Source organism: Pseudomonas sp. MOIL14HWK12:I2, assembly GCF_000510745.1.
Taxonomy (GTDB): domain Bacteria; phylum Pseudomonadota; class Gammaproteobacteria; order Pseudomonadales; family Pseudomonadaceae; genus Chryseomonas; species Chryseomonas oryzihabitans.
This window is the reverse complement of record NZ_KI783313.1, coordinates 470,583-491,803: the sequence shown is the minus strand read 5'-3', so window position 1 is coordinate 491,803 and position 21,221 is coordinate 470,583. Positions and strand designations below refer to the sequence as shown.

The 21,221-nt window shown below is 69.1% G+C and carries 21 protein-coding genes; 5 read left to right on the top strand and 16 right to left on the bottom strand.

Features of this window, described 5'->3' with window-relative positions; genetic code table 11:
- Position 1: 1 nt before the first annotated feature.
- From PSK12I2_RS0118605 to PSK12I2_RS0118585, 5 genes are all read left to right on the top strand, one after another.
- Complete coding sequence (locus PSK12I2_RS0118605; RefSeq protein WP_027599557.1) at positions 2-751, top strand: SDR family NAD(P)-dependent oxidoreductase; 750 nt, start codon at positions 2-4, stop codon at positions 749-751.
- Between the two features lie 77 nt (positions 752-828).
- Positions 829-2,127 carry an MFS transporter gene (locus PSK12I2_RS0118600; RefSeq protein ID WP_007158548.1) on the top strand — a complete coding sequence of 433 codons (1,299 nt, stop codon included), beginning with the start codon at positions 829-831 and terminating at the stop codon, positions 2,125-2,127.
- A 14-nt stretch (positions 2,128-2,141) separates the two neighbouring features.
- A complete protein-coding gene (locus PSK12I2_RS0118595) occupies positions 2,142-2,990 on the top strand; it encodes a transketolase (RefSeq protein WP_027599556.1) in 849 nt (282 codons plus the stop codon).
- Positions 2,990-3,985 (top strand): transketolase family protein, encoded by a 996-nt coding sequence (locus PSK12I2_RS0118590; protein WP_007158546.1) that lies wholly within the window; start codon positions 2,990-2,992, stop codon positions 3,983-3,985. The genes PSK12I2_RS0118595 and PSK12I2_RS0118590 overlap by 1 nt, the downstream gene beginning before the upstream one ends.
- Positions 3,986-4,120: 135 nt before the next feature.
- Entirely contained in the window at positions 4,121-5,029 is a 909-nt protein-coding gene (locus PSK12I2_RS0118585) for a LysR family transcriptional regulator (protein ID WP_027599555.1), read from the top strand.
- On the opposite strand, the gene madM is transcribed toward PSK12I2_RS0118585, so the two are convergent.
- The 16 genes from madM to PSK12I2_RS0118505 all read right to left on the bottom strand — a co-directional run bounded on the left by madM (position 5,026) and on the right by PSK12I2_RS0118505 (position 21,218).
- The gene (madM, locus tag PSK12I2_RS0118580; protein ID WP_027599554.1) at positions 5,026-5,790 is read right to left on the bottom strand and encodes a malonate transporter subunit MadM; all 765 of its coding nucleotides are present in this window, start codon (positions 5,788-5,790) and stop codon (positions 5,026-5,028) included. The two genes, PSK12I2_RS0118585 and madM, sit on opposite strands and share 4 nt — an antisense overlap.
- 1 nt (position 5,791) lies before the next feature.
- A complete protein-coding gene (gene madL / locus PSK12I2_RS0118575; protein WP_027599553.1) occupies positions 5,792-6,226 on the bottom strand; it encodes a malonate transporter subunit MadL in 435 nt (144 codons plus the stop codon).
- Between the two features lie 223 nt (positions 6,227-6,449).
- A complete protein-coding gene (gene mdcH / locus PSK12I2_RS0118570) occupies positions 6,450-7,385 on the bottom strand; it encodes a malonate decarboxylase subunit epsilon (protein ID WP_027599552.1) in 936 nt (311 codons plus the stop codon).
- Positions 7,382-8,002 (bottom strand): malonate decarboxylase holo-ACP synthase, encoded by a 621-nt coding sequence (locus PSK12I2_RS0118565; protein WP_027599551.1) that lies wholly within the window; start codon positions 8,000-8,002, stop codon positions 7,382-7,384. The genes mdcH and PSK12I2_RS0118565 overlap by 4 nt, the downstream gene beginning before the upstream one ends.
- 14 nt (positions 8,003-8,016) lie before the next feature.
- Positions 8,017-8,832, bottom strand: coding sequence for a biotin-independent malonate decarboxylase subunit gamma (gene mdcE, locus PSK12I2_RS0118560; RefSeq protein WP_027599550.1), 816 nt, complete (start codon positions 8,830-8,832; stop codon positions 8,017-8,019).
- A complete protein-coding gene (locus tag PSK12I2_RS0118555; RefSeq protein WP_027599549.1) occupies positions 8,829-9,695 on the bottom strand; it encodes a biotin-independent malonate decarboxylase subunit beta in 867 nt (288 codons plus the stop codon). Before PSK12I2_RS0118555 ends, mdcE begins: the two co-directional genes overlap by 4 nt.
- A complete protein-coding gene (locus PSK12I2_RS0118550) occupies positions 9,688-10,002 on the bottom strand; it encodes a malonate decarboxylase subunit delta (RefSeq protein ID WP_027599548.1) in 315 nt (104 codons plus the stop codon). The genes PSK12I2_RS0118555 and PSK12I2_RS0118550 overlap by 8 nt, the downstream gene beginning before the upstream one ends.
- A complete protein-coding gene (locus tag PSK12I2_RS0118545; RefSeq protein WP_027599547.1) occupies positions 10,002-10,859 on the bottom strand; it encodes a triphosphoribosyl-dephospho-CoA synthase in 858 nt (285 codons plus the stop codon). The genes PSK12I2_RS0118550 and PSK12I2_RS0118545 overlap by 1 nt, the downstream gene beginning before the upstream one ends.
- Complete coding sequence (gene mdcA / locus PSK12I2_RS0118540) at positions 10,859-12,535, bottom strand: malonate decarboxylase subunit alpha (RefSeq protein WP_027599546.1); 1,677 nt, start codon at positions 12,533-12,535, stop codon at positions 10,859-10,861. Before mdcA ends, PSK12I2_RS0118545 begins: the two co-directional genes overlap by 1 nt.
- 129 nt (positions 12,536-12,664) lie before the next feature.
- Complete coding sequence (locus PSK12I2_RS0118535) at positions 12,665-13,375, bottom strand: YfdX family protein (protein ID WP_027599545.1); 711 nt, start codon at positions 13,373-13,375, stop codon at positions 12,665-12,667.
- A gap of 205 nt (positions 13,376-13,580) precedes the next feature.
- The gene (gudD, locus tag PSK12I2_RS0118530; protein WP_027599544.1) at positions 13,581-14,939 is read right to left on the bottom strand and encodes a glucarate dehydratase; all 1,359 of its coding nucleotides are present in this window, start codon (positions 14,937-14,939) and stop codon (positions 13,581-13,583) included.
- 18 nt (positions 14,940-14,957) lie between these two features.
- A complete protein-coding gene (locus tag PSK12I2_RS0118525; RefSeq protein ID WP_027599543.1) occupies positions 14,958-16,313 on the bottom strand; it encodes an MFS transporter in 1,356 nt (451 codons plus the stop codon).
- Between the two features lie 148 nt (positions 16,314-16,461).
- Positions 16,462-17,496, bottom strand: a complete 1,035-nt coding sequence (locus tag PSK12I2_RS0118520) for a LacI family DNA-binding transcriptional regulator (protein WP_027599542.1) — start codon at positions 17,494-17,496, stop codon at positions 16,462-16,464.
- Positions 17,497-17,575: 79 nt separating this feature from the next.
- Entirely contained in the window at positions 17,576-18,490 is a 915-nt protein-coding gene (locus tag PSK12I2_RS0118515; RefSeq protein ID WP_027599541.1) for a hydroxymethylglutaryl-CoA lyase, read from the bottom strand.
- Positions 18,487-20,421: an acetyl/propionyl/methylcrotonyl-CoA carboxylase subunit alpha gene (locus tag PSK12I2_RS0118510; RefSeq protein ID WP_027599540.1), complete on the bottom strand. Its 1,935-nt coding sequence runs from the start codon at positions 20,419-20,421 to the stop codon at positions 18,487-18,489. The genes PSK12I2_RS0118515 and PSK12I2_RS0118510 overlap by 4 nt, the downstream gene beginning before the upstream one ends.
- Positions 20,418-21,218, bottom strand: a complete 801-nt coding sequence (locus tag PSK12I2_RS0118505; RefSeq protein WP_027599539.1) for an enoyl-CoA hydratase-related protein — start codon at positions 21,216-21,218, stop codon at positions 20,418-20,420. The genes PSK12I2_RS0118510 and PSK12I2_RS0118505 overlap by 4 nt, the downstream gene beginning before the upstream one ends.
- Between the last annotated feature and the right edge of the window lie 3 nt (positions 21,219-21,221).

The following is a 21,221-nucleotide window of genomic DNA, read 5'->3' as shown; positions in this document are numbered from 1 at the left end:
CCTGCTGCTGCAAGACAAGATCGCCCTCGTCACCGGCGCCGCCTCCGCCCGCGGTATTGGCCGCGCCACCGCTCAGGCCTTTGCCGCCCAGGGCGCGCGGGTCATCATCCTCGACCTCGATGCCAGCGCCGCGCGGGATGCCGCTGCCAGCCTCGGCGAAGGTCACCTGGGCCTGGCGGCCAACGTGGCCGACGAGGCCCAGGTCAGGGCCGCGGTCGACCAGGCGCTCGCCCACTACGGTCGCCTCGACGTGCTGGTCAACAACGCCGGCATCACCCAGCCGGTGAAGACCCTGGAGATCGGCCGCGCCGACTACGACCGTATCCTCGACGTCAACCTGCGCGGCACCCTGCTGATGTCCCAGGCGGTGATCCCGGCCATGCGCGAGCAGGGCGGTGGCAGCATCGTCTGCCTGTCCTCGGTGTCCGCCCAGCGCGGCGGCGGCATCTTCGGCGGTCCCCACTACAGCGCCGCCAAGGCCGGGGTGCTGGGCCTGACCAGGGCCATGGCGCGGGAATTCGGGCCGGACGGCATCCGCGTGAATGCCCTGACCCCCGGCCTGATCCAGACCGATATCACCGGCGGATTGATGCATGACGAGCGCCGCCAGTCGATCATCGACGGCATCCCCCTGGGTCGCCTGGGCGAGCCCAGGGACGTGGCCAATGCCGCGCTGTTCCTGGCCAGCGATCTCTCCGGCTACCTGACCGGCGTCACCCTGGACGTCAACGGCGGCATGCTGATCCACTGATCGCCCCCTCGTTTTCAACGCTCTGCATCGACAAGGGCGCCGCGTCTGCGGCGTCCATAACAACAAGAGATCAGACCATGACTACGCTCACCCTGGCAGCGGCCACCTCGGCGCGCGCCAACGCCTATCGCAAGACCGCCTGGCGGCTGATGCCCTTCCTGATGCTGTGCTACTTCTGCGCCTATCTGGACCGGGTCAACGTCGGCTTCGCCAAGCTGCAGATGATGAACGACCTGGCCCTGAGCGAAGCCGTCTACGGCCTTGGCGCCGGCATGTTCTTCCTCGGCTATTTTCTCTGCGAGGTGCCCAGCAACATCATCCTGCACAAGGTCGGCGCCCGCCGCTGGATCGCCCGCATCATGATCACCTGGGGCATCCTTTCCGGGATGTTCGCCTTCGTCGAGACGGCCTGGCAGTTCTACCTGCTGCGCTTCCTGCTCGGCGTGGCCGAGGCCGGCCTGGCGCCGGGCCTGCTGCTCTATCTCACCTACTGGTTTCCTTCCTACCGCCGCGCCCGCATGACGGTGCTCTGGTTCGTCGCCATTCCGCTGTCGGGCATGATCGGCGGACCGCTGTCGGGCTGGATCATGAATCAGTTCGCCGGCGTCCACGGCTGGGCTGGCTGGCAGTGGATGTTCGTCATCGAAGCCATCCCCACGGTGGTGGTGGGGCTGATGGTGCTCGGCTACCTCAAGGATGGCGTGCACCAGGCGACCTGGCTGGACGACGAGGAAAAGGCGCTGATCCAGAAGGAGCTGGCCGAGGACAACCAGCACAAGACCGAACACGCCAGCGTGCGCGACTTCATCCGTGATCGCCGGCTGTGGCTGCTGGCCGCCATCTACTTCTGCGTGGTCATGGGCCAGTACGCCATCACCTTCTGGCTGCCGACCCTGGTGCGCAATTCGGGGGTCGCCGATCCGCTGCACATCGGCCTGCTCACCAGCCTGCCCTATATGTGCGCCATCGTCGCCATGCTGCTGGCCGGGCGCAGTGGGGACAGGCACCGCGAGCGCCGCTGGCACCTGGTGATTCCCATGCTGCTGGGCGCCTGCGGCCTCAGCCTCGCCGCGGTGTTCGGCCACAACGTCACCCTGTCGATCCTCAGCCTGTGCCTGGCCGCGGCCGGCATCCTCTCCGCGTCCTCGCTGTTCTGGATGCTGCCCACCACGCTGCTGGGCGGGGTCACCGCCGCCGCCGGCATCGCCGCGGTGAACAGCTTCGCCAACCTGGCCGGCTTCTGCTCGCCCTACCTGATCGGCTGGATCACCACCAGCACCGGCTCCAGCGCCATCGGCATGTTCCTCATCACCGGGGTGCTGGTGATCGGCGCCACGCTGGTCCTGCGCATTCCCGCCGCCCTGGTCAATCGCTAATCGAGGTACAGATCATGACCGCTTCTTCGCCACAACCCGCAACGCTCTCGCTGGCCGAGCGCGCCCACAACATCCGCCGCCATGCCCTGCGCATGGGCCAGATCCAGGGCCAGGGTTATGTCGGCCAAGCCCTGGGCGTCGCCGACGTCCTGGCGGTCGCCTACTTCCATGCCCTGAGCTACCAGCCCCAGGAGCCCGAATGGGAAGGGCGCGATCGCTTCTACCTGTCCATCGGCCACTACGCCATCGCCCTCTATGCCGCGCTGATCGAGGCCGGGATCGTGCCGCAGGAAGAACTGGAGACCTATGGCTGCGACGACAGCCGCCTGCCCATGTCGGGCATGGCTGCCTACACCCCCGGCATGGAGATCACCGGCGGTTCCCTCGGCCAGGGCCTGGGCATCGCCGTGGGCGCCTGCCTCGGCCTCAAGCGCAAGCAGTCGAAATCCTTCGTCTACAACCTGCTCTCCGATGGCGAACTCAACGAAGGCGCCACCTGGGAAGCGGCCATGTCGGCTTCCCACTGGCAACTGGACAATCTCATCGCCCTGGTGGACGTGAACAACCAGCAAGCCGACGGCCATTGCCGCGAGATCCTCGCCTTCGAGCCCCTCGCCGAGCGCTGGCAGGCCTTCGGCTGGTTCGTCCAGCGCGTCGACGGCAACGACCGCGCGGCGCTGGTCGCCGCCTTCGACCGGGCTCGCCAGCACCCGGGCGCGCAGCCCCGGATCATTCTCTGCGATACCCGCATGGGCAAGGGCGTGCCCTTCCTGGAAACCCGCGACAAGACTCACTTCATCCGCGTCGAGGCGCACGAATGGGCCCTGGCCCTCGACGCCCTGGATGCCGGGAGGGACTTCTGATGACTACCACCGCCACCAAGCCACGCCTGACCACCTCGGCGATGATCGCCAGCATCGCCGCCGAGGGCCAGCCGACCCGACCAGCCCCGTTCGGCCATGCCCTGGCGGCCCTGGCCGAACAGCGCCAGGACATCGTCGGCCTCACCGCGGACCTTGCCAAGTACACCGACCTGCACATCTTCGCCAAGGCGCATCCCGAGCGCTTCTACCAGATGGGCATGGCCGAGCAGCTGCTGATGAGCGCCGCCGCCGGTATGGCCCGCGAAGGCTGCGTGCCCTTCGCCACCACCTATGCGGTGTTCGCCTCGCGCCGCGCCTACGACTTCATCTGCATGGCCATCGCGGAGGAGAATCTCAACGTCAAGATCGTCTGCGGCCTGCCCGGGCTGACCACCGGCTACGGCCCCAGCCACCAGGCCACCGACGACCTGGCGATCTTTCGCGCCATGCCCAACCTCATGGTGATCGACCCCTGCGATGCCCTGGAGATCGAGCAGGCGGTGCCGGCCATCGCCGCCCACCAGGGGCCGGTCTACATGCGCCTGCTGCGCGGCAACGTGCCCCTGGTGCTGGACCGCTACGACTACCGCTTCCAGCTGGGCAAGGCCCAGGTGGTGCGCCCCGGTCGCGACGTGCTGGTGGTGTCCACCGGCCTGATGACCATGCGCGCCCTGGAGGCCGCCGAGGCCCTGGCCGCGGATGGCGTGGACGTCTCGGTGCTGCACGTGCCGACCATCAAGCCGCTGGACGAAGCGACCCTCCTGGCGGAAGCCCGCAAGCCGGGGCGGCTGGTGGTGGCGGCGGAGAATCATTCGCTGATCGGTGGCCTGGGGGAGGCCGTCGCGACCACCCTGTTGCGCAACGGCGTGACGCCCACCTTCCGCCAGATCGCGCTGCCCGACGCCTTCCTCGACGCCGGCGCGCTGCCGACCTTGCACGACCGCTACGGCATCTCCACCACGGCGGTCTGCCAGCAGATCAAGGGTTGGTTGTAGGGCGGGGAAAGGGCGCCTGGTTACCTCAGGGAGTGCACTGAGGAAGCCAGGCGCCGCCAGGGCGATTCGAAGACTCGACGCCGCCCGCCCATCCGGGCAAGGTGATCAGCTGTCTCTCACCGCCCGCTGGCCGCCATGTCCGATACCGATGAACTCACCCTGCGCAAGCTGGAGATCTTTCTGGCTTTCATGCGCAGTCGCAATCTGGCGCGGGCCGCCGCCGAGCTGGGCACCAGCCATGTCAGCGTGCACCGCGCCATCCATTCACTGGAAAACGCCCTGCGCTGTCCGCTGTTCAAGCATGAGGGGCGTACCCTGACGCCGCTGGACGGCGCCTTCGTGCTGGAGGCGCGGGCCGAGCGACTGATGCAGGACCTGGCCGAGACGGTGCGGCTGACCCGGCAGGCGGCGGGCTTCTCGGCCGATCGCTTTCGCCTGGGTGCGCTCTATTCGCTGACGGTCAAGACCGTGCCCCAGCTGATCATGGGCCTCAAGCTCAGGCGCAGCGAACTCAACATCGACCTGGTGCTGGGTTCCAACGCCGATCTCGCCGAACAGCTGCACGACTTCAAGCTGGACGCCATGCTGGTGGCCCTGGACGACGCCGTGGTGGATGCCGATTGCGAGAGCGTCGAGCTGTTCAGCGACGACATCTTCCTGGCCGCACCCAGCGACTCGCCCTTCGCCGACCAGGCCGAGGTGGACCTGCGCGATCTCGCCGGGGTGCCCTTCGTGACCCTGACCCAGGGCTTCGCCACCTTTCGCGACGGCCGCCAGGTGTTCGCCCAGGCCGGCTTCGAGCCGGAGGTGATCATGCAGGTCAACGACATCTTCTCGCTGATGAGCATGGTCAGCTCCGGGGTGGGCTACGCCCTGCTGCCCGGGCGGGTCGAGGCGGTCTACCAGAACCGCCTCAAGCTGCTGCCCCTGGCCCCGCGCTACCGGCTGCAGCAGCGCATCGGCGCGGTCTTTCTGCGCAGCCGCGAGCGCGATCCCAATCTGCTGGCCTTCGTCGCCGAATGCCGGATGTACGCGCGCAACTAACCCACCAGCGCCCGCACGCAGAAAAACAGCAGCGACGGACCCAACAGGCAGCCCAGGCCGGTATGGAAGGTGGCGGTGAGGGCGCCATAGGGCACCAGGCGGCGGTCGGTGGCGGCGAGCCCCGCGGTGACGCCGCTGACGGTGCCGGCCAGACCGCCGAAGACCATCGCCGAGCGCGGGTTGTCCAGCGCCAGCAGGCGCGCCGACGCGGGCGTCGCCACCATGACGATGATCGCCTTGATCAGGCCGGTGGCGATGGACAGCGCCATGACGTCGGAGCTGGCGCCCAGGGCGGCGCCGGTCACCGGGCCGACGATGTAGGTCACCGCGCCCGCGCCTATGGTGGTCATGCTCACCGCGTCGCGGTAGCCGAAGGCCCAGGCCACGGCGGCGCCGACGATGAAGGGCAGCACGGTGCCGAGCAGCAGGGCCACGGCGCCGATCATTCCGGCCTTGCGCGCCTCGGTGGCCTGGACCTCGAAGGCGGTGGCGACGATGGCGAAGTCGCGCAGCATGGCGCCGCCCATCAGACCGATACCGGAAAACAGCGCGAGGTCGGCCAGGCCTTTCTGGCCCCCGGTGACGGTCCCGCCGACCCAGGCCAGCACCAGGCCGATGACGATGGCGATGGCCGAGCCGTGCACCCGGCCAAAGGTCAGTCGGCGCGAAAGGATCACCGAGATCCACATGATCAGGCCGATCAGCGCGAAGGCGGCGACCAGGCCGTTGTGTTGCAGGGCTTTGGTGATGATGTCGTTCATCCTAGCGACCTCCGACCGGTGCGGCATGGGTGACCGCTGGCGCGGGGGCCACGGCGGCGTCCGGCAAGGGCGGTAGCGGTTCGCCGCGATGGCTGCGGCTGATCAGGGCGATGGTCAAGCCGCAGATCCCCACGGCGCCCACGGCGGCCAGCACCGCCACCGGTCCGCCGTGCAGGGCGGTGACCACGTTCTGCTGGGCCGCCATGGCCACCACCACCGGGATGTACAGCGCGCCCCAGAAGCCGACGCCGAATTCGCATTCCTTGCTCATGCCGCCATGCCGCTCCATGTAGAGCCGGGCGCAGATCAGCAGGAGCATGGCGATGCCCACCCCGCCGACATTGGACTTGACCCCGAGCAGGACGCCCAGGAAGTCGCCGATGATGACGCCTGCAAGCATGCAGACGGCCAGAAGCGCTACACCGTAGATGATCATTGTTGTTGTCCTCGGTTGTGCTTGGGGTGGGGTGAAGCCTGGGGCAGCGCTCCCGCTCTTGCCCCCTCTCCCTGAGGGAGAGGGCAGGGGTGAGGGCAGCCGCCCTGTCTGAAGGTCTCCGTTGTTCCTGTAGGTTGGGTGTAAGCCTGGCACGGCTCCCGCTCTTACCCCCTCTCCCTCTGGGAGAGGGCCGGGGTGAGGGCGGCCGACTCGTGCGAAAAGCTCAGTCCAGTCGCGCCGCCTCCTCGCGCCGCAGCGCGTCCAGGGTATCGGGGTGGGTATCCTGCCAGGCCAGAACGCCGCTGGCGGGTAGCACGCGCCTGGCCAGCTGGGTGAGCACGCTGCCCGGCGCCAGCTCGATGGCCAGGCGCACGCCGCGCTCGCGGGCGGCTTCCAGGGTGGCGTGCCATTCGATGGGCCGCGCCATGTTGAAGGCCAGGTCGTCGCGCAGCTGTTCGGCGCGCACCAGCCGCCGTGCCGAGGTACCGCTCAGATAGGCCAGGCGCGGCGCGCGCAGCTCGACGCCGGCGAAGGCCTGGTCCAGGGTCGTGGCAGCCTCCGCCAGCAGCGGGCAATGGGAGGGCACGCTCATGGCCAGGCGCTTGGCCGCCGCCGCGCCCTCGGTGCGCGCCGCCTCGGCCAGCGTGGCCAGGCCCGCGTCGCTCCCCGCCACCACGTATTGCTGCTCGGCATTGGCGTTGGCCAGGTACAGCGGCGCGTCAGGACGCTGGTGGTCAGAGACCAGCTTCTCGACCGCACCGCGCCCCAGGCCAAGGATCGCCAGCATGCCGTAGCCGGACGGGTAGGCCGCCTGCATCAATTCACCGCGGCGGGCCACCAGGCGCAGGGCATCGGCGAAGCCCAGGGCCTCGGCCACCACCGCGGCGGCATAGGCGCCGATGGACAGCCCGGCCACCAGTTGCGGCGCCGGGCCGCGACTCAAGAGCAGGCGCGCCGTGGCGACGCCGGCGATCAGCAGGCAGAGCTGCACGGCGCGGGTGTGTTCCAGGGCCTGGGCGGAGTCCAGGCTCAGGGGGTCGGTGTCCAGCACCTCGGCGGCTTCCGCCAGCGTCCGCCGGATCTCGGCGTCGTCGGGCAGAGCGTGCAGCATGTCGGGCCGCTGGGCGCCCTGGCCGGGAAACTGGAAGAGGGTGCTCATGCGGCGCGCGCCTCCGGCCAGGGATCGCCTACCAGCCCGGGGCCGGCAGTGGTCTTGAGCAGCACGCGTGGGGCCTCTCCGGCCCAATCGGCCAGGGCCACGCCGCCGAGCGGAGTTTCCAGCAGGATGTCCAGACGACACAGCGCTTGCCCCTGCAGGGACGTCAGCAAGGCCCGGGCCTGGTCGCGCGACAGTGGAGCGGCGCAGCGGATCAGCAGATCCAGATCGCTCCCGGCATGCAGCGCCGGCCAGCCGGAGGCCAATTCATAACCCGCAGCGCCGGTGGGCCCCCAGGGCAGCCCCAGGTCATCCAATAGCGGTTCGATAAAGGCCAGGGTCGAGAAGACGGGCAGGTGACGGCAATCACTGGAGACTCTCAGCGCCTCGGGTGAGAGCTGGCGTCTCACGGCAGCAGGCTCCAGCCAGGCCGCCAGCCGTTCGGCGCGGGTGGTGCCGCGCAGGCCGACCGGGATGAGGTCTGTTTCGGGTACCGCACGGCGGACTACCACCGGCAGCCCGGCCTGGACAACCTCTGCCGCCCAGGCCGGGGCTTCCGGCGAGAGGCCATCCGGCGTCAGGCCCCAGAGCAGGTCGTGGGGTCTGTATTGGGCTCCCATCGACCGCCCGCCCATTACGCGCTCCATTCCGCTCTCAGGCGTTCGCGCACCTCGCGAGAGGCCGCGCGATTGGCGCCATCCAGCCGCAGCCTGAGATCGGTGGCTCCGCTGGCCAGGACATCCGCCTGGGCGTCGGCCAGGGCCTGGCGCACCTGCTGCACAGCTTCGGCCGAGGGCTGGTCGGGCTGGGCCACTTCCAGCTGGCGCCAGAGCAGGCCCAGGGAGGCATAGCTGTCCAGGTCATAGGCCATGGGCGGGATGTCCGCCGCCAGGCGCTCCAGCTCCTCGACGCTGCGCAGGGTGACCCGCGCCGCCGAGGCCTTGCCCATGGCATGCACCTGCACCTGGGGATCGCGCAGGGCCAGCAGGCGATTGGCCTGGTAGCCATGGGCAAGGAAGCCGCCGGACATGGCCTTGCCCACCAGCAGGCCCAGCACCGGATGCCCGGCCAGACGCGCCTCGGCATAGGCCCCGGCGGCCCCGGCCAGGGCCTGATGGATGCCATAGGCTTCCTCGCGGCGCCCATAGGCCTGGCTGGGCACGTCCACCAGGGCGATCAGGGTGCGTTTCACCGCGGCGTCACGATCTTCGGCGATGGCCTGCTGGATGGCCCGGGCCAGGCCCCAGCCCTCCAGCAGGCCCACCTCGCCCTGGCGGGCGCGGGGAAAGGGATTGTCGGCATCCGCTACCACCGCCAGCCAGCGCGCGGGGCGTCCGGCCAGTTCGAGGTCGGCGACGCGCAGGGAGGCAGGCAGGCCGTTGACGGCCTCGCCCTGACCGGCCAGGGCCTGGAACCAGATCAGGCCGCGTTGCGAAGGCTGGGTGCTCATGGCTGGTCTCCGGCATAGAGGTCACGGACCGCGGCGGCGTCCGCTTGGGGACGGGTGTCGAGATCGGCAAGACGCGTCAGATAGTGTTCGGCCTGCTGGCTGCGCAAGGCGCCGGCAACGCCCCGGGTGAAGCCCTGGCGGATGGCGGCGGTCACGGCGGCGCTGTCGTCGGCGACGAAGACATCGGCCAGGCCCGTGGCGACCCGCTGCTCGCCGCCGGTCAGGCTCCAGATGAAGGGGCGGTCGCGGGAATCGTATTCCTCGATCCCGGCTTCCTGCTCGATCACCTGGGGCCCGTTGAGGCCCAGGCGGGCCTCGCGGGTGACGATCAGCTGACTGCACAGCCCCGCGGCGATGGACATGCCACCAAAGCAGCCGACGCTGCCGGCGATGACACCGATCACCGGCTGGTGGCTGCGCAGGGCGACGATGGCGGCCTGGATCTCGGCGATGGCCGCCAGCCCCAGGTTGGCTTCCTGCAGCCGTACACCGCCGGTTTCCAGCAGCAGCACGGCACGGGTCGGGGTGCCGGCGAGATTGTCTTCCAGGGCCAGCTCCAGCGCCCCGGCGATCTTGGCGCCGCTCACTTCGCCCATGCTGCCGCCCTGGAAGGCACCTTCGATGGCGCAGACCACCGCCGGCTGGCCGTCGATCAGCCCCTTGGCCACCACCACGCCGTCATCGGCCTGGCAGACGATGCCCTGCCTGGGCAGCCAGGGCGACATCAGCCGCTCGAAGGGCCCGACCAGCTCGCGAAAGCTACCGGCGTCGAGCACCGTGCGCGCCCGTTCGCGGGCACCGAGTTCGACGAAGCTGCGGCTGTGCAGCAATTCCTGCACGTCGGGAAGGGTGGCTTCAGACATGGGCGGCTTCCTCCAGGTCGAGGGTTTCCAGACCTTGCTCCAGGCGCAGGCGCACCACGCCGGGGGTGGCGCCGAAGTCGTGGATGTCCAGGGTCAGGGCCGGCAGGTCGTCACGGGCGGCGAACAGCCGGTCGAAGAGGGCGCGCCAGCGCGGTTCGCTGCCATTGACCGAGGTGGTCACCCTGAGGGTGAAGTCGGCGTTGGCGGGTTCGAGCAGGACCTCCAGGTCCCCCGAGCCGACGCAACCCACCAGGGCCCGACCCCGGCGGCGCTGGCTGGCCGGATAGCTGCAGCTGAAATGTTCCATCAGAGGTCTCCAGGGAGCCGTGGCTCCAGGCGATCGACGAGAAGGGTGGCGGCCAGCAGATCGGCGGCCCCACCGGGCGAGGCATTGGCGGCCAGCAGCTCCCGGTCCAGGACCAGCAGCTGGCGGCGGCCGGCCAGACTGGCGCTGCCACCGGCGTCCAGCACCGCCTGGGCGCCCTGTTGCATGGTCGCCAGGGCTACGGGGCCGCCGCGGTGCAGCACGCAGGTGTCGTCCAGCCGGGTCATGATCGCCAGCAGGGCATCCAGGCGGGCGTTCTGCTCGCCGGCACCCCCTTGGCGGCTGGCGCGCAGTTGCGGCAGGCCGCGCTGGTGGATGGCGGGAAAGCCGGCGGCGGCTTCAGCCCGGGCGCCGCCGACGCCATAACGTTGGGCGACACGCTGGCCATGGCTCGGCAGAGTGCTGGGAGCATCAGGATCCGGGAGGCTAGCCAGGCGACCTGCCGCAAGGCACAAGGCCTCAGCAGAGCCAGGACGCCAATGCATGGCCGCCGTCACCAGCAGCCCCAGCGCCCAGATGGCGCCGCGATGGGTGTTGACGCCACCGGTCACGCTCAGCATCGCGGCTTCGCCATCGCGACCCAGGCGGCCGATCAGGCGGCGCAGGTCGGCCGCGGGCAGCCCCAGCTCGGCGGCTTCGGCCATGGCCTGGAAACAGGGCCTCAGCGCCTGGGCGGAGGTCAGCATCAGGCCAAGGCTGAGGTCCTGGTGGGCACCCTGGCCGCGACGATCCACCAGGGCCGGCTTGGGCGAAAGTTCGGCTTCGTCCACCAGGGCCGTCACGGCCAGGTCGGCCAGGCGTTCGGCGGGAGACGGGGCAAGACGGGCGAGGGCGGGCATCACCAGCTCCTGAATTTGGCCGGGGGTTGATAGAGGCCGCCGGACCATTCCACCAGTTCGCCGATGCTCTTGGCGGCGAGCAATTCGCGACTGGCGTCGGTGCGGCGGATGCCGAGGTCCTCGGGCAGCGCGACCAGGCCTTCCTGGCGCAGCCGCCGCGCTTCGGTCGGATCGCTGCGCAGACCGATGGCGGTGACCCCGGCCACGGCGGCGATCATCGCCCGGCGCTCTTCCAGGGAGCGGGCGCGGTAGAGATAGGCGATGCCTTCCTCGGTGAGCAGGTGGGTGACGTCGTCGCCATAGACCATGATGGGCGCCAGCGGCATGCCGCTCTTGCGCGCCACCTCCACGGCATCCAGGGTGTCGACGAAGGTGGGTTTGCCGCCTTCCTGGAAGGTCTCGACCATCTGCACCACCAGCTTCTTGCCGCGCTCCAGCAGCGCCGGGGCGCTGTCGCCCGTCTGTTGGCGCATGTCCAGCCAGGCCGGGGTGGGATGGCGGCGGCCGCGCGGGTCATGACCCATGTTGGGCGCGCCGCCAAAGCCGGCCAGGCGCCCGCGGGTCACGGTGGAGGAATGGCCATCGCCGTCCACCTGCAGGGTGGCGCCGATAAAGAGGTCGACGGCGTACTGACCAGCCAGCTGGCAGAGCAGGCGGTTGGAGCGGAGCGAGCCGTCGCGACCGGTAAAGAAGACATCCGGGCGCTGGGCGATGTAGCCCTCCATGCCCAGCTCGGTGCCGAAGCAGTGCACGCTTTCCACCCAGCCGCTCTCGATGGCCGGGATCAGCGTGGGGTGGGGATTGAGCGTCCAGTGCCGGCAGATCTTGCCCTTGAGGCCCAGGCGCTCGCCGTAGGTGGGCAGGATCAGTTCGATGGCTGCGGTGTTGAAGCCGATGCCGTGGTTGAGCGACTGCACCTGGTGGCGCTCGTAGATGCCGCGGATGGCCATCATCGCCATCAGCACATGCACCGGCTTGATATGGCGGGGATCCCGGGTGAACAGCGGCTCGATATAGAAGGGTCGGTCGGCCACCACCACGAAATCCACCCAGTCCGCGGGGATGTCGACCCGCGGCAACTCGGACACGTCGTCCACCAGCTGGTTGACCTGGACGATGACGATGCCGTCGCTGAAGGCCGCCGGCTCGATCAGCGCCGGGCTGTCCTCGGTGCTGGGGCCGGTATAGATGTTGCCGGCGCGGTCGGCCATGAAGCCGGCACTGAGCACCACCTTGGGGATGAGGTCCACCAGCAGCCGGGCATAGAGTTCGATGTAGGTGTGGATGGCGCCCACTTCCAGCAGCCCGTCTTCCAGCAGCTGGCTGATCCTCAGGCTCTGGGTGCCGGCAAAGGAGAAGTCCAGTTTGCGGGCGATGCCGCGTTCGAAGAGATCCAGGTGCTCGGCGCGACCGACGCTGGGCATGATCATGTGCAGGTCATGCAGCCGGGCCGGATCGACCTGGGCGAGACTGCGAGAGAGGAAATCGGCCTGCTTCTGGTTGTTGCCTTCCAGCACCACCCGGTCGCCGGGGGCGAGCAGCTGTTCCAGGGCCGCGACGATGGATGCGGTGGGCAGCACCTTGCCATCGGCCAGCGCGGCCACCCGGTCCAGGCGCTGCTGCTTGTCACGGCGGCGCCTGGCGATCCGAGCCGGTGGGTGGGATGTCGTTGTCATTGGAGTCTCCACGAATCACCTGTCGTGGAGTCACCCTAGACCTCGCCTCCCTGGCGTTCAATCAACCTGAAGGCGGAATCGTTACGCTGAAGTTAACGATCCCGCCTGCATCAGGCCGCCGCGACCGGCTCAGGTCTTGTCGACCGGGGTGAACACCGTGGTGGTCTTGGAGAACCAGCCGGTGGGGGTCACGTCGACGTTGGCGTTGTCATATCTCAGGCTGTTCTGCACCTGCTTGAGCGTCAGGTTGGCCTGCCAGTATTGCTCGTGGCCCAGCTCCTGATTGGCCCGGTGCACCAGATCCAGGGTTTCCTGGGCCGGCAGCACGGCGGTGGAGTAGTCGACGTCGACGCCGGCCACCTTGAGGATCTCGCCGGCGGCCTTGGTATCGCCCTGCTGGATCTTCTCGTTGGCCTGGACCACGGCCTGGTTCTTGGCCGGGGTGGCGACATAGTCGTCACGCAGCGCCATGCCGCTCCAGATCGGCAGCCAGGACGTGGCCTTGGCGTCCTGCGCGGAGACCTGCATGAGTTTGCCGTCCTGACCGCGCAGGTCCCTGGCCGACTTGAGGTAGGCGGTCTTGTCGGTCTGGGCGGTCTGCAGCGCGCTCTCGGCGGCGGCCAGGTGCTGCTTGGCCTGATCGACATGGGCCTCGAAGAGGTCCTGGCGGGCGGCGACCACGTCCATGAAGGCCTGCTGTCCCTGCTGGGAGATCGCCGGCAGGGTGGCGACCTGCTGGGTGGCGATGTCGGGTCGGGTGTCGGCCAGGGCGGCGGTGGAAAACACCGAGGCGATGGTCAGGACGAGGAGGCTCTTGGCGATACGACGATTGAGGTTCATGTGCTTCTCCCGGATACGAAAGTAACTGGAACCGCGGGGGTATCGGGCAGGGTTGCGAGATACCTTGGGGTCAGTGTCCATCCGGTGAGCTTAACGAACGCTTAGCAGGCTATCGGTAGGTGTAATTCCAGGTGTCGGACGCTGGAACGGAAACAGCGCCCGCCCCGGAGAGTCCGGAGCGGGCGCTGTTGGCGGGCCGAAGGGCCTAGCGCACCAGGCAGGGCTTCTTGTTATCGAAGGTCCAGTTGGGCGAGAGGAATTGCATGGCCATGGCGTCGTCGCGCGCGCCGAGGCCCTTGGACTTGTACAGCTCGTGGGCGCGGGCCAGGGCGTCCAGGTCCAGCTCCACGCCCAGGCCACCCTGCTGCGGCACCGCCACCAGGCCGCCCTTGATCTCCAGCGGTTGCCGGGTCAGGCGCTGGCCGTCCTGCCAGATCCAGTGGGTGTCGATGGCAGTGATCTTGCCCGGCGCCGCGGCGGCGACGTGGGTGAACATGGCCAGGGAGATGTCGAAGTGGTTGTTGGAGTGCGAACCCCAGGTCAGGCCCCAGTCGTTGCACATCTGCGCCACCCGCACCGAGCCCTGCATGGTCCAGAAGTGCGGATCGGCCAGGGGGATATCCACCGATTGCAGCTGGATGGCATGACCCATTTGGCGCCAGTCGGTGGCGATCATGTTGGTGGCGGTGGGCAGGCCGGTGGCGCGGCGGAATTCGGCCATCACCTCGCGTCCGGAATAGCCGTTCTCGGCGCCACAGGGATCCTCGGCATAGGCCAGCACATGGTGCTGGTCGCGGCACAGGCGGATGGCTTCCTTGAGCGACCAGGCGCCATTGGGGTCCAGGGTCACGCGCGCCTCGGGGAAGCGCTCGGCCAGGGCGGTGACCGCCTCGATCTCGGCGTCGCCGCTGAGTACGCCGCCCTTGAGCTTGAAGTCCTTGAAGCCGTAACGGTCATAGGCCGCCTCGGCCAGGCGCACCACGGTCTCGGGGGTCAGGGCTTCCTCGTTGCGCACGCGAAACCAGGCGTCGTCGCTCTCGGCTTCGCTGCGGTAGTCCAGGGTGGTCTTGTTGCGGTCGCCGACATAGAACAAATAGCCGAGCATCTCCACGGCGTCGCGCTGCTGGCCTTCGCCGAGCAGGGCCGCCACCGGCACCTCCAGGTGCTGGCCGAGCAGGTCGAGCAGGGCGGCTTCCAGGGCGGTGACGGCGTGGATGGTGATGCGCAGATCGAAGGTCTGCAGGCCACGGCCGCTGGCATCGCGACCGGCGAAGGCCTGGCGGACCTGGCCGAGGATGCGCTGGTACTGCCCCAGCGGCTGGCCGATGAGGAATTGACGGGCGTCTTCCAGCGTCTGGCGGATGCTCTCGCCGCCGGGCACCTCGCCGACGCCGGTGCGGCCGGCGCTGTCCTTGAGGATCAGCACGTTGCGGGTGAAGTAGGGGCCATGGGCGCCGCTCAGGTTGAGCAGCATGCTGTCCTGGCCGGCGACGGGCACGACTTCCAGCGAGGTGACCACCGGGGTGCCGGTGTGCAGGGCGGGGGTGGCGTTGAATTGGGTCATGGTCGGGCTCCTTGGCGATCAGCGAGAGGTTTCAGCGGCGAGCGGGGCTGCGGCAGGCGGCGTGGGCACGCCGCGCAACTCGACGCGCTTGATCTCGCCGACGACGAACAGGTAACTGATGGCGGCCACCAGGGCATTGGCACCGACGAACACCAGGGCCATCTTGAAGGAACCGGTGGCGGCGATGATGTAGCCGATGATGATCGGGGTGGTGATGGACGACAGGTTGCCGATGGTGTTGAACAGGCCACCGGAGAGGCCGGCGATCTGCTTGGGCGAGGTGTCGGAGACCACCGCCCAGCCCAGGGCGCCGATGCCCTTGCCGAAGAAGGCCATGGCCATGAAGCCCACCACCATCCAGTCGGCGTCGACGTAGTTGCAGAGGATCATGCTCATCGACAGCAGCATGCCGGCGACGATGGGGGTCTTGCGCGCCACGCTCAGGCTGCTGCCGCGACGCAGCAGCCAGTCGGAGATCACCCCGCCGAGCACGCCGCCGATGAAGCCGCAGATGGCCGGCAGGGAGGCGATGATGCCGGCCTTGAGGATGGTCATGCCGCGTTCCTGCACCAGGTACACGGGGAACCAGGTGAGGAAGAAGTAGGTGAGGGCGTTGATGCAGAACTGGCCCAGGTAGATGCCGGCCATCATGCGATTGGTCAGCAGCTGGCCGATGTAGCTCCACTTCGGACCTTCGCTCTTCTTGCCGGGGGTGTCCAGGTCGACCAGGCCGCCGTTGCTGGCGATGTACTCGACCTCGGCGCTGTTGGCGCGGGGATGTTCGCGGGGGCTGTAGATCACCGCCATCCAGACCGCCGAGAAGGCGATGCCCAGGGCGCCCATCACCACGAAGACGTGCTGCCAGCCGAAGTGGTAGACGATCCAGCCCATCAGCGGCGCGAACAGCACGGTGGCGAAGTATTGCGCCGAGTTGAAGATGGCCGAGGCGGTGCCGCGCTCCTTGGTGGGGAACCAGGCGGCGACGATGCGGGCGTTGCCGGGGAAGGAGGGCGCTTCGGCGAGGCCGACCATGAATCTCAGGGCGAACAGCAGGAACACCGCGGTGCCGATGCCGAATTCACCGATGTAGCCTTGCAGCATGGTGAACACCGACCAGGTGAAGATGCTCGCCGCATAGACCTTCTTCGATCCGAAGCGATCGAGCAGCCAGCCGCCGGGGATCTGGCCGAGCACATAGGCCCAGCCGAAGGCGGAGAAGATGTAGCCGAGGGAGACGGCACTGATGCCGAGGTCTTTTTGCAGGGCGGAGCCGGCGATGGAAATGGTGGCGCGGTCGGCGTAGTTGATCGTGGTCACCACGAACAGCATGAACAGGATCAGATAGCGGACGCGCGTCTGCTTGGTTTCGTGCATGGAGAACTCCCACTGGTTTGTTTTTGTGTGCGGGCTGACATCGTGTAGCGGGCTTAGGTTGTAAGTCGTCTGACAACGATAGCGCTATCATTAAATAGATAACGCTATCATTCAACCGTTAAATCTGTGGCCGGGCGCAAAAAAGCGGCTAGGAACTCTGGCGCTCGATCAGGGCGAAACCGGTGTCGAGGCTTACCGCAGTTTGATCGCCCGCGAGGCGGTCGAGTAGCGCCTGGGCGACGCGCTGGCCCATGGCATCGGCGTTGACGCTGACCGTGGACAGCGCCGGGGTGGCGAAGCGGCCGTTGGTGGTGTCGCCGAAGCCGACCACCGCCAGCTGTTCGGGGATGCGCAGGCCGCGGCTGCTGGCTTCGGCGACCACGCCCAGGGCCAGGGTGTCGGAGCTGCACAGCACCAGTTCCGGTGGCTCGGGGCGTTCCAGCAGGCGCGCCAGGCCGATGCGGCCGACTTCCCAGGTGGCGGGTAGGGGCAGCACTTCCATGGGCAATTCGGGGATGCCCAGTTCGACCAGGCGGGCCTGCAGGGCCAGGTTGCGGCGCATGGCGCGAGGATCGTCCACCGAGATCACCCCGAAGCGGCGATAGCCGCGGGCGACGAAGTGCTCCGCCAGGGCGACGCCGACCTGCTCGTGGGAAAAGCCCACCTGCATGTCCAGGGCCTCGGCGCTCAGGTCCCAGGCTTCCACCACCGGGATGTTCAGCGCCGCCAGCCGCGCGCGACTGGCCGGGGTGTGCAGGGTGCCGGTGAGGACGATGCCATCGGGGCGGCGGCCGAGGATGGCTTCCAGCAGTTCCTCTTCCTTTTCCGGCGAATAGCCGGTCGGACCGATCAGCGCCTGGTAGCCCGCCGCGGTGAGGCGATCCATGATCGCCTGCACCACGGTGGCATAGATGGAATTGGCGATGGTGGGCAAGAGGATGGCCACCAGCCGGCTCTTGCTGGAGGCCAGGCTGCCGGCCAGCAGATTGGGCACGTAGCCCAGTTCCTTGACCACGGCCAGGACATGCTCGCGGGTGGCGGCGCTCACCAGGCTCGGGCGGTGCAGTGCCCGGGACACGGTAATGGGCGACACCCCGGCGGCGAGGGCGACCTCGCGCACGGTGAGGGGCAGCTCGGTGGTGCCATCGAGCTGGGCGATTTCGCGTCGGGACTTCCTGGCCAAAGCGGGTCCTTGGATGAGAGAGGCCGCCATTATGAGAGCAAGCCCCGGCGGTTGCCATGGGCGCCGGCCAGGGCCCCGGCTAGTCGACCGCTCGCGTTGCCCGGGCGCGGCCGACCCGCGATTGATTGGGGCGACCGAGCAGGGCGGAAACGTTCTGTCCGACCTCGACCAGTCTCTTCAGGTCGACGCCGGACGCTATGCCCAGGCCATCCAGCAGATAGACCAGGTCCTCGCTGGCGACATTGCCGCTGGCGCCCTGGGCATAGGGACAGCCGCCGAGCCCGGCGACGGAGCTGTCGAACACCGCGACGCCTTCGAGCAGGCTGGCGTAGACGTTGGCCAGGGCCTGGCCATAGGTGTCGTGGAAATGCCCGGCCAGTTGGCTGAGCGGCACCTCCCGGCCCAGCCGCTGCCAGAGCGCCCGGGTCCGGCCCGGGGTGCCGACGCCGATGGTATCGCCGAGCGAGACCTCGGCGCAGCCCAGCTCCAGCAGTTCGCGGGTCACGCTCGCCACCTGGTCGGTTGCGACCTCGCCATCGTAGGGGCAGCCCAGCACGCAGGACACATAGCCGCGCACCCGGATGCCCGCCGCCCGCGCGCCCTCGACCACGGGCACGAAGCGCGCCAGGCTCTCGGCGATGGAGCAATTGATGTTGCGCTGGGAGAAGCCCTCCGAGGCGGCGGCGAACACGGCGATCTCGTCCACCCCTGCCGCCAGGGCGGCTTCGAAACCTTTCAGGTTGGGCACCAGTACCGAACGCACCACGCCCTCGGGCCGGCCGAGTCCTGCCAGCACCTCGGCGGTCCCGGCCATCTGCGGCACCCAGAGTGGCGAGACGAAGCTGCCCACCTCCAGATGATGCATGCCACTGGCGATCAGCGCCGTGCACAGCTGGATGCGCTCGGCGATGCCCAGCGCCTGGGGCTCGTTCTGCAGGCCATCGCGGGGTCCGACCTCGACCAGCCGCACCCGGGACGGCAGGGCATCGCTCATGGTGCCACCTCCTCCAGTTCCACCAGCGGGGCGCCCTCGGCCACCAGCTCGCCCGGGCTACAGAACAGCGCCGCCACCACGCCCGCACGGGGCGCGCGGATGCTGTGCTCCATCTTCATCGCCTCCAGCACCACCAGCGGGGCCCCGGCTTCCACGGCGTCGCCGACGGCCACCGAGACGGCTACCACACTGGCGTTCATCGGCGCGGTAAGACCACCGGCATCCGCCTGGCGCGCGACCTCGGCCAGCGGATCGGCCCAAGTGACGGCTTCGAAACGGTCCTGCCATTCGACAAACAGCGTCGGCCCTCGGCGATGGAGGCGGGCGCTGTGGCGAACGCCGTCCACCTGCCAGTGGAGCCGATCACCGCTCAAAGCGACGGCCAGCGGGTCGACCAGGCTCAGGCTGCGCACCTCGCCACGACAGGCCAGGCGCAGCGCGATGCGCGGTGGTCCGCCCAGGCGCCAGCCCTGGCGGGACGCCCAGGGTGACGTGGGATCGGCAGCGGCGGGCAGCGTCGCCAGCCAGGCCTGGCCCGCCAGGGTCCAGAAGGCCTCCGGCAGTTCTGCGGGTGCGGGCAGCAAGGCCGCCTGATGCCGCTCGATGAAACCGGTGTCCAACTCCGCCGCGGCAAAGGCCGGATGGGCGAGCAGGCGCTGCAGGAAGGCGAGGTTGGTGGCGAAGCCGCCCACCGCGGTGTCCTGGAGCATGGCCAGCAACCGCTTGCGCGCCTGTTCGCGGCTGTCGCCCCAGGCGATCAGCTTGGCCAGCATGGGATCGTAGAACGGCGACACTTCGTCGCCTTCCTCTACGCCGCTGTCCACTCGCCGCCCGGGACCGGCCGCGGGCTCGCGATAGAGCTGCAGGGTGCCCGAGGCCGGCAGGAAGCCCTGGTCGGTGTCCTCGGCATAGAGGCGCACCTCGATGGCGTGGCCGTGCAGCGGCACCTGGGCCTGGGTGAGGAGCAGGGCTTCGCCCGCGGCCACGCGCAGTTGCCAGGCCACCAGGTCCAGGCCGGTGATGGCCTCGGTGACCGGGTGCTCCACCTGCAGCCGGGTGTTCATCTCCATGAAGAAAAAGTCGCCACGGGCGTCGAGCAGGAATTCCACGGTGCCGGCGCCGACGTAGCCTATGGCCTGGGCCGCCTGCACCGCCGCCTCGCCCATGGCCCGGCGCAGGTCGGGCGTGAGACCCGGCGCGGGCGCCTCCTCGATCACCTTCTGGTGGCGGCGCTGGATGGAGCAGTCGCGTTCGTTGAGATAGAGGCAATGGCCGTGCCCATCGGCGAACACCTGGATCTCCACGTGGCGCGGTTGCAGCACGTATTTCTCCACCAGCATCCGCGCATCGCCAAAGGCCGAGAGCGCTTCGCGCTGGGCCGAGGCGAGGCCTTCGGCCAGGTCGGCTTCGCGCTCGACGATCTTCATGCCCTTGCCGCCGCCGCCGGCGGTGGCCTTGAGCAGGACCGGATAGCCGATGCGCGCCGCGGCGTCACGAAAGGTGGCCAGGGACTGGTCCTCGCCGTGATAGCCCGGCACCAGGGGCACCCCGGCATCGGTCATCAGCGCCTTGGCCGCGGACTTGCTGCCCATGGCGCGGATCGCCGCGGCGGGAGGACCGACGAAGACCAGCCCGGCCGCGGCCACCGCCTCGGCGAAGGCGGCATTCTCGGACAGGAAGCCGTAGCCCGGATGGATCGCCTGGGCGCCGGTGGCCAGGGCCGCGGCGATGATGCGCTCGCCCAGCAGATAGCTGTCGGCCGGCTTGGTCCCGCCCAGGTCCACTGCCTGATCGGCCTGGCGCACATGGCGGGCGTCGACATCGATGGCGCTGTGCACGGCGACGGTACCCAGGCCGAGGGCCTTGGCCGTACGCATCACCCGGCAGGCGATCTCGCCGCGGTTGGCGACGAGCAGACGGTCGAAGGTCATGGCGAGGTCTCCTGCCAGGCGGGACGACGTTTCTCCAGAAAGGCCTGCAGGCCTTCCTGGGCTTCGGGGGTGACGCGTACCTCGGCGATCAGGCCCTCGGTGAAGGAGCGCACCTCGGCGCGGGGTGCGCCCGCGCCAGCGCCGTCCAGCAACCGCTTGCAGGCGCGCAATGCCTGGGGCCCGTTGTCCAGCAGCCGGGCGATCCAGGCCTCGACCAGGGTGTCCAGGTCGGCAGCCGGCGCCGTCTCGGCCACCAGGCCCAGTTCGGCGGCGCGTTCGCCGGAAAAGCGCTCCGCGCCGAGCATGTAGCGCCGCGCCATGCGCTCGCCCAGGGCGCGAGTCACGAAGGGCGCGATGACCGCCGGCACCAGGCCGATGCGCACCTCCGACAGGCAGAAGATGGCGTCGCTGGCGGCCAGGGCCAGGTCGCAGCAGCTGACCAGGCCCACCGCGCCGCCAAAGGCCGCGCCCTGGACCACCGCCAGGGTCGGCATCGGCAAGGCCTGCAGGCGATACATCACCTCGGCCAGGCGCTCGGTGTCGGCGCGGTTGGCGGCGGCGTCCAGGCGGGCCGAGGCCTGCATCCAGGCGAGGTCGGCGCCGGCGCAGAAGTGCCGCCCGCGGCCGCGCAGGAGCAGAAAGCGCAGTTCCTGATCGCTGGCGATCTCGGCGAGCACGCTGCCCAACTCGGCGATCAGCTGCGCATCCAGGGCATTGTGGCGATCCGGGCGATCGAGCCAGAGGGTGGCGAAGCCGCGTGGATCACGGATCAGTTCCAGGGTGTGGAAGTCAGTCATGGC